Source organism: Streptomyces sp. SJL17-4, from assembly GCF_036826855.1.
GTDB lineage: Bacteria > Actinomycetota > Actinomycetes > Streptomycetales > Streptomycetaceae > Streptomyces.
Genome location: NZ_CP104578.1, coordinates 4,842,954 through 4,856,194, shown reverse-complemented (window position 1 = coordinate 4,856,194; position 13,241 = coordinate 4,842,954). Strand labels below are relative to the sequence as shown.

Here is a 13,241-nt window from a genome sequence, read left to right as displayed (position 1 = left end):
CCGTCCGTGGTCGAACACCACCGCACAGGTCGACTCCCAGGCATTCGGGGCTCCTTACCCCGCAGCGGCCCCGATCACTCACCGGTCCCGCACTTGAGCACAACGCAACGCCCGCGCAGTCACACTCGGAAGCAAACCGATCAACAACCGGTCACCAATCGCACCTTGATCCGACTGCAAGCAGTAACAGAATCGACGGAACCGGTGATTTGAGCAACTGGGTGTAGTGCTGCCTGTACGAAGCGTTATTCTCCTGGGACGCACAAAGGACCCCTCACGTCGCCACGACGGGTGAACGGTCCCGCACTGCACGTGATGGAAGCTCTGCCTCTGGGAGTCCCGTGTACCCACACGTCGGGGTTGACACCTCGGGCCTGGCTACGCTGCGCGCAACGGTCCTCGACCGTTTGCGCGGCTTCGTCCCCACCGCGTACGCCGGCCCTGTCCCCGCCTTCGCCTTCGCCGCACCGGCACCCGCCGGCCCTTGTTATGCCCTGGCCGACGGCGGCGCCGCCGTGGGCAGACGCAGCGCCCGCTCCGGTACCTCGACCACCACCCCCCGCCGCCCCACCGCCGACAGCGACAGCGCCCGCATGATGGACCTGGTCGAGCGCGCCCAGGCGGGCGAGGCCGAGGCCTTCGGCCGCCTGTACGACCAGTACAGCGACACCGTCTACCGCTACATCTACTACCGCGTCGGCGGGAAGGCGACGGCGGAGGACCTCACCAGTGAGACGTTCCTGCGCGCCCTGCGCCGGATCTCCACCTTCACCTGGCAGGGCCGCGACTTCGGCGCCTGGCTCGTCACCATCGCCAGGAACCTGGTCGCCGACCACTTCAAGTCCAGCCGCTTCCGCCTGGAAGTGACCACCGGCGAGATGCTCGACGCCAACGAGGTCGAGCGCAGCCCCGAGGACTCCGTCCTGGAGTCCCTCTCCAACGCCGCACTCCTCGACGCGGTCCGCCGCCTCAACCCCCAGCAGCAGGAGTGCGTGACCCTGCGCTTCCTCCAGGGCCTCTCGGTCGCCGAGACCGCCCGGGTCATGGGGAAGAACGAGGGAGCGATCAAGACCCTCCAGTACCGGGCCGTCCGCACCCTGGCCCGCCTTCTCCCGGACGACGCCCGCTGACCGGCTCGCGCCCCCCACACACGCCCCCGCGGACCGGCCCGCGCCCGCACCCCCGCCCCTCCCCCCACATCCCCACGACCCCCGCTCAACTCACAGTCGGTGACGCCTCGATGACGCACTGGTCCGATCATCTTTCGCGCGTAACCCAAGTGCCGCGCCGCTCGTTGTGCGGGATGCAGGCTCCCTGTGGACACGCCATGTCCGCAGCCACTCACTCTTTCGTGTGGATGCGTTCAAGGTGTGCAACCTTCCGGACCCCCCGGGGAGTCGACCGTCATGACGAGAGGAGGTGCCGCCAGTGATCGCGAACGTATCGGCGCACCGGCGGGCGAACGCCTTCGCCCAGGCCCTGGAGGACCGGGAGTCCGAGGGCGCGGCGGCCGAGCAGCCGGAGACTCCGGCAGAACCGGCTGAACAGGGGCGGCTGTTGGCCTTGGCGAGCGGCCTCGGCGAACTGCCGAAGCCGCAGCTGGATCCCGAGGTCAAGGTGGTGCAGCGAGCCCAGCTCGTCGCCGCCATGGAAGCGATGCTCATGGAGGGGAGCGCGGCCGGGACCCCCACGGTGCCCGAGCAGCGCACCGCCGGCGGCAAGGGCGCCCACCGGGCGTCCCCACTCAGGAAGCTACGGCCCCGCTCCCGCTGGTCCAAGGGCCTCGCCGCCGGCGGCCTCACGGTCGGTGTGGCGGCGGGCGCCTTCGGCGGCGTGGCGGCCGCCAGCTCCGACGCGCTTCCCGGTGACTCGCTCTACGGGCTCAAGCGAGGCATGGAGGACATCAAACTGAACATGGCGGATGACGACGCGGACCGCGGCGGCATCTACCTCGACCAGGCGTCCACCCGGCTCAGCGAGGCTCGCAGACTCATGGAGCGCGGCCGCTCCGGCGACCTCGACCACGAGTCCCTCACCGAGATCCGCCGGGTCCTGGGCGGAATGAAGCACGACGCCAGCGAGGGCCACCGGCTGCTCCGCCAGGCGTACGACCGGGACGGACAGATCGCCCCGATGGCCCGTCTCAACTCCTTCGCCCAGGCCCACCGGGACACCTGGAACGGCCTCCGCGACCGACTCCCCGTCCAGTTGTCGGACGTGGGCAGCGAGGTCACGCACGTCTTCGACGCCATGGACGAGGAGGTCGAGCCCCTCCAGTCGGTGCTTCCCCGCACCCCCGAGAAGGGCGCGATCGGCACGGAGAGCCCCAGCGGCCGCCCGAGCACTCCGCAGACCTCCCAGGGCACGGACACCCAACGTCCACCGTCCACCCACGAGGCCCCGCCCTCGGGCAGCCACTCCGCACAGCCCCGCCCGTCGGGCACCAGCACGGGCACCAGCCCGAGCGCCGAGAGTGGCACCGCATCACCGGAGGACGACGGTCTTCTCGGCGGCAGCACCGGCGGACTGCTCAAGCCCCCGGCCTCCCCGACCGGCACCCCGACCGCCCCCGCGGACGGTCAGGCGCCGACCGAGATGCCGGACGTCACCATTCCGCCCATCCTGCCGGGCCTGCTTCCAGGCCTCGGCATCGACAGCGAGGACGCTCGCTAGCAAGAAGAAGGGGCGCCCCCACGGACGGGGGGCGCCCCTTTTTCCTTGCTCCGAACCGCAGGGCTCGCCGGGTCAGAAGAAGACCGACCGCCGCTGCACCAGCAGCTTGTAGAGCGTGTGCTGGATCTGCTCCCGCACCTGATCCGTCAGGTTGAACATCAGCATCGGATCCTCCGCAGCCTCCGGCGCGTACGAGTCCGTCGGGATCGGCTCGCCGAACTGGATCGTCCACTTCGTCGGCAGCGGCAGCGCCCCGAGCGGCCCCAGCCACGGGAAGGTCGGGGTGAGCGGGAAGTACGGGAAGCCGAGCACCCGCGCCAGCGTCTTGGCGTTCCCGAGCATCGGGTATATCTCCTCGGCCCCGACGATCGAGCAGGGCACGATCGGCACCCCGGCCCGCAGCGCGGTGGACACGAAGCCGCCCCGCCCGAACCGCTGGAGCTTGTACCGCTCCCCGAAGGGCTTCCCGATCCCCTTGAAGCCCTCCGGCATCACGCCGACGATCTCGCCGGAGCGCAGCAGCCGCTCCGCGTCCTCCGCACAGGCCAGGGTGTGCCCCGCCTTGCGGGCCAGCTCGTTGACGACCGGCAGCACGAAGACCAGATCGGCGGCGAGGAGCCGCAGGTGCCGCCCGGCCGGATGGTGGTCGTGGACGGCCACCTGCATCATCAGCCCGTCCAGCGGCAAGGTCCCCGAGTGGTTGGCGACGATGAGCGCCCCGCCCTCGGCCGGGATGTTCTCGACGCCCTTCACCTCGACCCGGAAGTACTTCTCGTACAGCGGGCGGAGCAGCGACATCAGGACCTGGTCGGTGAGCTCCTCGTCGTAGCCGAACTCGTCGACCTCGTAGTCGCCGGTGACCCGGCGCCGCAGGAACGCGAGCCCGCCCGCGAGCCGCCGCTCCCAGCCACCGGCCGCAGCCCTCGCCTCGGCCTCAGCCCCGGTCTCGCCGCCGGCCCCTGCGTCGACACCAGGGGCCTCCCCGGCCGTGCCGGGAGCGGAGCCCTCCTGGTCCCCCTCCGGCTCCTGGGGGCCCTGCTGCGGCCCCGGCAGGGCCCGTACGGCCGCCGCCTCGCCGTCGGCGCGGCCGCCGGGCCGTCGCCGGGCCCGCGACCGGTCGTCGTCGAACGGAATGACCTTGGCGTCCGCCATCGCTGTCCGGTCTCCTCAGGCGCCGTCGTGAACAGAGTGAACAGAGCGCGCATCGTGCGCAGGGGGTACGGCGGGCACGCGGTCGTCCGGCCGCGCGGTCGACGAGCCCAGCCGCCCCGCGATCCGGTCCACCGCCCCCGCCAGCATCTCCGGGGGCAGCAGCCCCGGCCCCCGGCCCCGGGCGAAGTCCGCGAGGGCCTCCGCCGTGGTGTAGCGCGGCGAGAAGCCGAGGACCTCACGCGTCTGCGCCGTCGACACGACCCGGCCATGGGTGAGCAGCCGGATCTGCTCCGGAGCGAAGTCGGTGATCCCGACGGTGCGCAGCGCCGTCCCCACCCAGGTCACGGCCGGCAGGAGCACCGGCACGGTGGGCCGCCCGAGCCGCCGCGCGCACTGGGAGAGCAGCAGCACCCCGTCGCCGGCGATATTGAAGGTGCCGCTGTTCAGGGTGGCCCTGCGGGGCTCGTGCGCCGCCAGGCGCAGCACGTCGATGACGTCGTCCTCGTGGACGAACTGCAGCCGCGGGTCGTAGCCGAGGACGGTCGGCAGCACCGGCAGCGCGAGGTACTCGGCGAGCGGCGAGTCGATCCGGGGCCCGAGGATGTTCGCGAACCGCAGCACGCACACGGCCACATCCGGGCGGCGCCGGGCGAACCCCCGTACGTACCCCTCGACCTCGACGGCGTCCTTCGCGAAGCCCCCGCTGGGCAGCGACTTGGCGGAGGTCGTCTCGGTGAAGACGGCCGGGTCACGGGGAGCGGAGCCGTAGACACTGGTACTGGACTTGATCACGAGCCGGCTGATCCGCGGCGACTTCTGGCAGGCGCCGAGCAGCTGCATCGTGCCGATGACGTTGGTCTCCTTGACCGACGTACGGCCGCCGCCGCCGAGCGCCGTACCGGTGACGTCCAGATGGACCACCGTGTCGACGTCGTGCTCGGCGAGAACCTTCGCGATCTCCGGCCGACGGATGTCCGCCCGGACGAACTCGGCGTCGCCGAGCTGGTGCGCCGGGTCGACCGCGTCCACCGCGATCACCCGGTCCACCTCCGGATCCCGCTGGATCCGCCGCACGAAGCGGCCCCCGAGATGCCGGGCGGCACCGGTGACGAGCACGACCTTGCCCAAGATCAGCGCCTTCCGTCCGTCTTCCGTTGGTCGCCACCGTAGCGCCTCAAGATTTCCGCGCAAATAAAACGTGGCCCTCCACCGCGAACGGTGAAGGGCCACGTCTGACGCACAGAACGCTGCGAAGCAGCTGTCGCCTTACTTCTTGTTGCGACGCTGAACGCGCGTGCGCTTGAGCAGCTTGCGGTGCTTCTTCTTGGCCATCCGCTTACGCCGCTTCTTGATAACAGAGCCCACGACTACCCTCGCTCACTTCTCGGAACATCCCCGCCTCCCGGCGGGGATCGGTGCGGGGCGTCTGGGCCCACACGACCTACGTCGGCCTAGCCTACCGTCCCGAGCACCGCGCTTGTAATCCGAGGGACATACGGAGCTTTCCCGGCGTTGTCGCCGCGCTCGCGCTACGCGGTCCCCACCCCCACGAAGGACTCCCGCAGGTACTCGTGAACCGCCTGTTCCGGCACCCGGAAGGACCTGCCCACCCGGATCGCCGGCAGATGACCGCTGTGCACCAAGCGGTACACGGTCATCTTGGACACGCGCATCACCGAGGCGACTTCCGCCACGGTCAGAAACTTGACCTCGTTGAGAGGTCGTTCGCCAGCAGCCATGACCCACCTGTACCTTCCGCCGCGACGCCCACCGGCTTCCCCTCCGGTGACTCTTCGTCGCCGAGCGCTCACGCTCCAGACTAGGGGCGGGTGGTACGAGTGGGGAAGAGGAGCTACCACCTGCCGTTTACCGTGACAGACACGCTCGATTGAGTACATAGCGCGTCAGCGGACGGTAGTAGTCGGAGCGCACGCCGTCATCAAGCGGAACGGCCACCGACACCTGCCCCTCCGCCTCACCGACGAACAGCGCCGGATCATCCGTATCGGCGAGACCGATGGCCTCAATACCCAGCTGACCAGCCCCGCAGACCCAGCCGTGGTCCCCGACGACGAGCTCCGGCAGCGGCCCGCCGGCCTCGGCCGCACTCTCCAGAGCCGCCCTAACCGGCAGCGGAGAGTGGGAGTGCGCCCCCGGCTCGCGCCCGCCCCCCGACGGCCCCGGCTCTCGCACCAGTGCGACCCCCCGTACGTAGTCGAGGAGGTACGTACGTAGGCCGAACCGGGTCGTTATGTCGACACATCGCCCCTGCGCCGGTGTGAGGACAAGACATCCCGCCGCCGACAAGGCGTCTGCGAGAGCGACGTAGAAACCGAGCAGCCGGTGCGGATGACCCGTCCCGAGGAGCACCGGAACCCGCCGCGCGGCCGCCGCACCCAACCGCGCGGCGAAGGCGTCGAGCCCCCGCAGCGTCCGCTCGGGATCGATGACGTCGGGCCCCGACCGATGCGCCGGATCGTCCGACACCCCGCATTTGTCGGCCATCAACCGCAGCAGATCGGCCTCTCCCCACCCCCAGGTGGGATCGAGCCCCAGCAGCACCCGCGGATCCCGCGCCGCGAAGAGTCGATAGCTCCGCAGACTCTCCTCACGCGGCGTCGCCACCGTTCCCGCCAACCCCGCCGCCAACAGATGCGCCCGCAACGCCCCGGTACTCAACACCCTCCCGATGCTGCCGGAACACCCCCTCCGCAGAGCCCAAACCCCCGGGACACCCCACAGTCGGCGTAACGCCCGCAGGACCGTTCCGGGCGATACCTACGCGAGCATCCCCCGCAGCGGAAAAACCGCCTTCCGGGTCGCGAGCACCGCCTGGTCCAGCCGGTCCGCCGGGTCGTACCCCTCGGACCAGTCCCGGAAGCCCACCGGCCACAGCCCGTCCGTCATCCGCCCGGGCCCCAGCTGCCGGGTCCGCGCATACACCTCGTCCCGCCAGGACGACGGGATCACCGACTCCGGATCCACCGGGGCATGCGCGGCGATCCCCACCAGATGCGTCCACGACCGCGGTACGACGTCGACCACCGCGTATCCGCCACCGCCCAGGGCGAGCCAGCGCCCCTCCGCGTACTCGTGCGCCAGCCCGTGACAGGCCTCCTGCACCGCCCGCTGCGCGTCCAGCGACACCGCCAGATGGGCCAGCGGATCCTCGAAGTGCGTGTCCGCCCCGTGCTGGGTGACGAGGACCTGCGGCCGGAAGCCCGCGAGCAGCTCCGGTACGACCGCGTGGAACGCCCGCAGCCACCCCGCGTCCCCCGTCCCGGCCGGCAGCGCCACGTTCACGGCCCCACCCTCGCCGGGCCCGGCCGCCCCGGTCTCCTCCGGCCAGCCCGTCTGCGGGAACAGCGTCCGCGGATGCTCGTGCAGCGACACGGTCAGCACCCTGGGGTCCTCCCAGAACGCCGCCTGCACCCCGTCCCCGTGATGCACGTCCACATCCACGTACGCGACCCGCTCCGCACCCAGCTCCAACAGCCGCGCGATCGCCAGCGAGGCGTCGTTGTAGATACAGAACCCCGACGCGGCCCCCGGCATCGCGTGGTGCAGACCGCCCGCGAAGTTCACCGCGTGCGCGGCCTCCCCGCGCCACACCGCCTCCGCCGCGCCCACCGACTGCCCGGCGATCAGCGCCGACGCCTCGTGCATCCCGGCGAACGCCGGATCGTCGACCGTACCGAGCCCGTACGCCTGGTCGGCGTGCCGCGGATCGGCCGACGCCGCCCGCACCGCCGCCACATAGTCCTCACGGTGGACGAGACGCAGCGTCGAGTCCCCGGCCGGCTTCGCCGCGACCACGTCCACGGCCCGATCGAGCCCGTACGCCCGCACCAACGACATCGTCAGCGCGAGCCGTACCGGATCCATCGGATGCTCGGACCCGAAGTCGTACTGCGTGACAGCTTCATCCCACATCAACAGTGCGCGGCCGCTCATGCCCGCCACCGTATCGGGCAGCTCGCGGACCGAACGACGTGGCATACACCACCGTCACGAGGACGAGCACCATCGGCACCAGCATGGCGCCCCGATAGCTCCACGCGTCACCCAGCGCCCCCACGAGCGGGGACCCGATGAGAAACCCGACGTAGTTGAAGACGTTGAGCCGCGCGACCGCCGCGTCACTCTGTCCCGGGAACAACCGCCCTGCCGCCGCGAACGTCTGCGGCACGATCACACTCAGCCCGAGCCCCAGCACAGTGAACCCCGCGATCCCCACCCAGGCCCCCGGCGAGGCCGCCACCACCGCGAACCCCAGCGCCGCCAGCACGGCACCGGCCCGCACGACCGTCGCGGCCCCGAACCGCCGCACCCCGAAGTCCCCCACGGCCCGCCCGAGCAGCGTCGTCACCATGTACGCGTTGTACGGCACGGTCGCCAGCTCCTCCGAGCTGCCCAGCACGTCCTGGAGGTACTTGGCACTCCAGTTGGAGACGGTCGAATCCCCGATGTACGCGAAGGTCATCACCAGACAGAGCGGCAGCAACAGCTTGAAGGCAACACCACTCCCCTTACTGTCCCCCGTCCCGGCCCCGGCCCCCGCCACAACGTCACCGGCCCCGTCGCCCCCGGTCACGTACCACCGGCTCCCGATGAACGCGAGGGGCAACAGCACCGCCACCACGGGCAGGTAGGACGCGAGGAGCGACAGATGCCAGTGCGCCCCCACCCATGCCAGCGAGGCTCCCGCGATCCCTCCGAGGCTGTACGAGGCGTGGAAGCCGAGCATGATGCTCCGCTCGTACGCCCGCTGGAGGCTGACCCCCAGCATGTTCATGGAGGCGTCGAGCGCACCGACCGCGAGCCCGAAGAGCCCCAGGGCGAGGGCCGCGTGCCACAGCTCGTCCCCCACTCCCACGGCAAGCAGCGCGAGGAGCACGAACGGCTGGGACCATCGCAACACCGTCGCGGGCCCCACGCGGGCGACGACCTTCTCGGTCATCACACTGGCCACACCGGCCAGGATCGGCACGGCGGCGAGAAAGGCCGGCAGCAGCGCGTCCGAGATCCCGTACCGGTCCTGGATCGCCGGTATTCGGGTCACGAGCAGGGCGAAGGTCACCCCTTGCACAAAGAAACTGACCGCCAGGGATCCCCGCCCACGCCGCAACCGCGCATCCGTCATGGCGGCACAGCGTAAGGCCGGAACCTACCGGGGGGTAGATGGATCACAGCCCCAATATCGCCGGCAGTTCATCCATGGCCCCGAAGAACCCCTTGGCACCGGCGAGCTTCTCCTCGGGCGTCATCGCGGTGAACCCGTAGACGTCCATCCCGGCCGCCACCGCCGCCTGCACCCCGAGCCGACTGTCCTCGACCACGACGCACCGCTGGGGTTCCACCCCCATCCTCGATGCGGCGTGCAGAAACAGATCGGGCGCCGGCTTCCCCCGGCCGACGTCCTCGGCGCTGAAGACGAGCTCGTCCGGGAACCAGGCGTCGAGCCCGGTCTTCCGGTGCCCCACCCGGATCCGCTCATGACTCCCCGAGGAGGCCACACAGTACGGAACCCCCGCCTCGGCCAGCCGCTTGAGCACCTCCCGAGCCCCGGAAACAGCCTCGAGCTCGGCCTGGAAGGCAGCAAAGACCCGCCCGTGGAACGTCTCGTCGAACCCGGCCGGCAACCGCTGCCCACTCCGCTCCTCGATGAGCTCGTGAATGCGGTGCATGGCGGACCCCATGTAGTCGCGTACGGATTCCTCGTACGTGGTGGGATGCCCGAGCTCCGTCAGATAGCCGGCCAACAGCGTGTTGGAAATCGGCTCGCTGTCCACGAGCACACCGTCGTTGTCGAAGATCACCAGGTCGTAGCGCATGAGCCCAGCTTAGAACGCAAAAATGCCTCAACCCCCGGACAGAGTCCGGGGGTTGAGGCTAAAAATTGTTCGGCGGCGTCCTACTCTCCCACAGGGTCCCCCCTGCAGTACCATCGGCGCTGAAAGGCTTAGCTTCCGGGTTCGGAATGTAACCGGGCGTTTCCCTAACGCTATGACCACCGAAACTCTATGAAGTTAACCAACCGGTATCGGCACAGTTCGTTACTTCAGAACTAACACAGTGGACGCGAGCAACTGAGGACAAGCCCTCGGCCTATTAGTACCGGTCAGCTCCACCCATTACTGGGCTTCCACATCCGGCCTATCAACCCAGTCGTCTACTGGGAGCCTTACCCTCTCAAGGAGGTGGGAATACTCATCTCGAAGCAGGCTTCCCGCTTAGATGCTTTCAGCGGTTATCCCTCCCGAACGTAGCCAACCAGCCATGCCCTTGGCAGGACAACTGGCACACCAGAGGTTCGTCCGTCCCGGTCCTCTCGTACTAGGGACAGCCCTTCTCAATATTCCTACGCGCACAGCGGATAGGGACCGAACTGTCTCACGACGTTCTAAACCCAGCTCGCGTACCGCTTTAATGGGCGAACAGCCCAACCCTTGGGACCGACTCCAGCCCCAGGATGCGACGAGCCGACATCGAGGTGCCAAACCATCCCGTCGATATGGACTCTTGGGGAAGATCAGCCTGTTATCCCCGGGGTACCTTTTATCCGTTGAGCGACGGCGCTTCCACAAGCCACCGCCGGATCACTAGTCCCGACTTTCGTCCCTGCTCGACCCGTCGGTCTCACAGTCAAGCTCCCTTGTGCACTTACACTCAACACCTGATTGCCAACCAGGCTGAGGGAACCTTTGGGCGCCTCCGTTACCCTTTGGGAGGCAACCGCCCCAGTTAAACTACCCATCAGACACTGTCCCTGATCCGGATCACGGACCGAGGTTAGACATCCAGCACGACCAGAGTGGTATTTCAACGGCGACTCCACCATGACTGGCGTCACGGCTTCAAAGTCTCCCACCTATCCTACACAAGCCGAACCGAACACCAATATCAAACTGTAGTAAAGGTCCCGGGGTCTTTCCGTCCTGCTGCGCGAAACGAGCATCTTTACTCGTAGTGCAATTTCACCGGGCCTATGGTTGAGACAGTCGAGAAGTCGTTACGCCATTCGTGCAGGTCGGAACTTACCCGACAAGGAATTTCGCTACCTTAGGATGGTTATAGTTACCACCGCCGTTTACTGGCGCTTAAGTTCTCAGCTTCGCCACACCGAAATGTGACTAACCGGTCCCCTTAACGTTCCAGCACCGGGCAGGCGTCAGTCCGTATACATCGCCTTACGGCTTCGCACGGACCTGTGTTTTTAGTAAACAGTCGCTTCTCGCTGGTCTCTGCGGCCACCCCCAGCTCACGGAGTAAATCCGATCACCAGACGTGGCCCCCCTTCTCCCGAAGTTACGGGGGCATTTTGCCGAGTTCCTTAACCATAGTTCACCCGAACGCCTCGGTATTCTCTACCTGACCACCTGAGTCGGTTTAGGGTACGGGCCGCCATGAAACTCGCTAGAGGCTTTTCTCGACAGCATAGGATCATCCACTTCACCACAATCGGCTCGGCATCAGGTCTCAGGCTATGTGCTGTCCGGATTTACCTGGACAACGCCCTACACCCTTACCCCGGGACTACCACCGCCCGGGCTGGACTACCTTCCTGCGTCACCCCATCGCTTACCTACTACCACCTTGGGTCAGCGGCTCCACCACTTTCCTTTCCCCGAAGGGTCCGGAACGGCTTCACGGCCTTAGCATTAACGGGCTCGATATTGGGCGTTTCAAAGCGGGTACCGGAATATCAACCGGTTGTCCATCGACTACGCCTGTCGGCCTCGCCTTAGGTCCCGACTTACCCTGGGCAGATCAGCTTGACCCAGGAACCCTTAGTCAATCGGCGCACACGTTTCTCACGTGTGTATCGCTACTCATGCCTGCATTCTCACTCGTGAACCGTCCACAACTCGCTTCCGCGGCTGCTTCACCCGGCACACGACGCTCCCCTACCCATCACAGCACCCGTTGGGGCTTATTGCTGCAATGACACGACTTCGGCGGTACGCTTGAGCCCCGCTACATTGTCGGCGCGGAATCACTTGACCAGTGAGCTATTACGCACTCTTTCAAGGGTGGCTGCTTCTAAGCCAACCTCCTGGTTGTCTCTGCGACTCCACATCCTTTCCCACTTAGCGTACGCTTAGGGGCCTTAGTCGATGCTCTGGGCTGTTTCCCTCTCGACCATGGAGCTTATCCCCCACAGTCTCACTGCCGTGCTCTCACTTACCGGCATTCGGAGTTTGGCTAAGGTCAGTAACCCGGTAGGGCCCATCGCCTATCCAGTGCTCTACCTCCGGCAAGAAACACACGACGCTGCACCTAAATGCATTTCGGGGAGAACCAGCTATCACGGAGTTTGATTGGCCTTTCACCCCTAACCACAGGTCATCCCCCAGGTTTTCAACCCTGGTGGGTTCGGTCCTCCACGAAGTCTTACCTCCGCTTCAACCTGCCCATGGCTAGATCACTCCGCTTCGGGTCTTGAGCGCGCTACTGAATCGCCCTATTCGGACTCGCTTTCGCTACGGCTTCCCCACACGGGTTAACCTCGCAACGCACCGCAAACTCGCAGGCTCATTCTTCAAAAGGCACGCAGTCACGAGATACAGCAAGCTGTATCCGACGCTCCCACGGCTTGTAGGCACACGGTTTCAGGTACTATTTCACTCCGCTCCCGCGGTACTTTTCACCATTCCCTCACGGTACTATCCGCTATCGGTCACCAGGGAATATTTAGGCTTAGCGGGTGGTCCCGCCAGATTCACACGGGATTTCTCGGGCCCCGTGCTACTTGGGTGTCTCTCAAACGAGCCGTCAATGTTTCAGCTACGGGGGTCTTACCCTCTACGCCGGACCTTTCGCATGTCCTTCGCCTACATCAACGGTTTCTGACTCGTCTCACAGCCGGCAGACTGTGAAAGAGAGATCCCACAACCCCGCATGCGCAACCCCTGCCGGGTATCACACGCATACGGTTTGGCCTCATCCGGTTTCGCTCGCCACTACTCCCGGAATCACGGTTGTTTTCTCTTCCTGAGGGTACTGAGATGTTTCACTTCCCCTCGTTCCCTCCACATGCCCTATGTGTTCAGGCATGGGTGACAGCCCATGACGACTGCCGGGTTTCCCCATTCGGAAACCCCCGGATCAAAGCCTGGTTGACGGCTCCCCGGGGACTATCGTGGCCTCCCACGTCCTTCATCGGTTCCTGGTGCCAAGGCATCCACCGTGCGCCCTTAAAAACTTGGCCACAGATGCTCGCGTCCACTGTGTAGTTCTCAAGCAACGACCAGCCACCCATCACCCTGACTCCGAAGAATCAAGTTCACTGGGGCCGGCATCGCGAAGATACAAACCTTACGGCCGTACCCTCAGACACCCAACAACGTGCCAAGCGTGAGCCACCGTCCGTGTTCTTCTTTCCACGCCGAAGCAGTACTCGAAGAACCATCAGG

The 13,241-nt window shown here is 66.9% G+C and carries 10 protein-coding genes and 2 rRNA genes; 2 read left to right on the top strand and 10 right to left on the bottom strand.

Annotated features, from left to right (window positions below; translation table 11 throughout):
- Window positions 1–341: 341 nt before the first annotated feature.
- Together N5875_RS21855 and N5875_RS21850 are read left to right on the top strand one after the other, a co-directional pair.
- Window positions 342–1,130 carry an ECF subfamily RNA polymerase sigma factor, BldN family gene (locus tag N5875_RS21855; RefSeq protein WP_318210689.1) on the top strand — a complete coding sequence of 263 codons (789 nt, stop codon included), beginning with the start codon at window positions 342–344 and terminating at the stop codon, window positions 1,128–1,130.
- Window positions 1,131–1,428: 298 nt separating this feature from the next.
- Window positions 1,429–2,673 carry a DUF5667 domain-containing protein gene (locus tag N5875_RS21850; RefSeq protein WP_338495505.1) on the top strand — a complete coding sequence of 415 codons (1,245 nt, stop codon included), beginning with the start codon at window positions 1,429–1,431 and terminating at the stop codon, window positions 2,671–2,673.
- Between the two features lie 72 nt (window positions 2,674–2,745).
- Here the strand turns inward: N5875_RS21850 and N5875_RS21845 are convergent, their stop codons facing one another.
- The 10 genes from N5875_RS21845 to N5875_RS21800 all read right to left on the bottom strand — a co-directional run bounded on the left by N5875_RS21845 (window position 2,746) and on the right by N5875_RS21800 (window position 13,036).
- Window positions 2,746–3,825, bottom strand: a complete 1,080-nt coding sequence (locus N5875_RS21845) for a lysophospholipid acyltransferase family protein (RefSeq protein ID WP_338495504.1) — start codon at window positions 3,823–3,825, stop codon at window positions 2,746–2,748.
- Window positions 3,826–3,840: 15 nt separating this feature from the next.
- Window positions 3,841–4,953 carry an NAD-dependent epimerase/dehydratase family protein gene (locus tag N5875_RS21840; RefSeq protein WP_318210686.1) on the bottom strand — a complete coding sequence of 371 codons (1,113 nt, stop codon included), beginning with the start codon at window positions 4,951–4,953 and terminating at the stop codon, window positions 3,841–3,843.
- Between the two features lie 138 nt (window positions 4,954–5,091).
- Complete coding sequence (locus N5875_RS21835) at window positions 5,092–5,190, bottom strand: AURKAIP1/COX24 domain-containing protein (RefSeq protein WP_003948845.1); 99 nt, start codon at window positions 5,188–5,190, stop codon at window positions 5,092–5,094.
- A gap of 164 nt (window positions 5,191–5,354) precedes the next feature.
- Window positions 5,355–5,564, bottom strand: coding sequence for a helix-turn-helix domain-containing protein (locus N5875_RS21830; protein WP_015034391.1), 210 nt, complete (start codon window positions 5,562–5,564; stop codon window positions 5,355–5,357).
- Window positions 5,565–5,691: 127 nt separating this feature from the next.
- Window positions 5,692–6,507: a phosphatase gene (locus N5875_RS21825; protein ID WP_318210685.1), complete on the bottom strand. Its 816-nt coding sequence runs from the start codon at window positions 6,505–6,507 to the stop codon at window positions 5,692–5,694.
- A gap of 96 nt (window positions 6,508–6,603) precedes the next feature.
- Entirely contained in the window at window positions 6,604–7,779 is a 1,176-nt protein-coding gene (locus N5875_RS21820) for an acetoin utilization protein AcuC (RefSeq protein ID WP_338495502.1), read from the bottom strand.
- Window positions 7,748–8,968 (bottom strand): MFS transporter, encoded by a 1,221-nt coding sequence (locus N5875_RS21815; protein ID WP_338495501.1) that lies wholly within the window; start codon window positions 8,966–8,968, stop codon window positions 7,748–7,750. The genes N5875_RS21820 and N5875_RS21815 overlap by 32 nt, the downstream gene beginning before the upstream one ends.
- Before the next feature lie 43 nt (window positions 8,969–9,011).
- The gene (locus N5875_RS21810) at window positions 9,012–9,659 is read right to left on the bottom strand and encodes an HAD family hydrolase (protein WP_338495499.1); all 648 of its coding nucleotides are present in this window, start codon (window positions 9,657–9,659) and stop codon (window positions 9,012–9,014) included.
- Between the two features lie 67 nt (window positions 9,660–9,726).
- A 5S ribosomal RNA gene (rrf, locus tag N5875_RS21805) occupies window positions 9,727–9,843 on the bottom strand.
- A 73-nt stretch (window positions 9,844–9,916) separates the two neighbouring features.
- Window positions 9,917–13,036, bottom strand: a 23S ribosomal RNA gene (locus tag N5875_RS21800).
- Window positions 13,037–13,241: the final 205 nt, after the last annotated feature.

Coding starts and splice junctions, on each gene's coding strand:
- N5875_RS21845 (WP_338495504.1), bottom strand. CDS start 3,825: ATGGCGGACGCCAAGGTCATTCCGTTCGACGACGACCGGTCGCGGGCC.
- N5875_RS21830 (WP_015034391.1), bottom strand. CDS start 5,564: ATGGCTGCTGGCGAACGACCTCTCAACGAGGTCAAGTTTCTGACCGTG.
- N5875_RS21820 (WP_338495502.1), bottom strand. CDS start 7,779: ATGAGCGGCCGCGCACTGTTGATGTGGGATGAAGCTGTCACGCAGTAC.
- N5875_RS21815 (WP_338495501.1), bottom strand. CDS start 8,968: ATGACGGATGCGCGGTTGCGGCGTGGGCGGGGATCCCTGGCGGTCAGT.
- N5875_RS21810 (WP_338495499.1), bottom strand. CDS start 9,659: ATGCGCTACGACCTGGTGATCTTCGACAACGACGGTGTGCTCGTGGAC.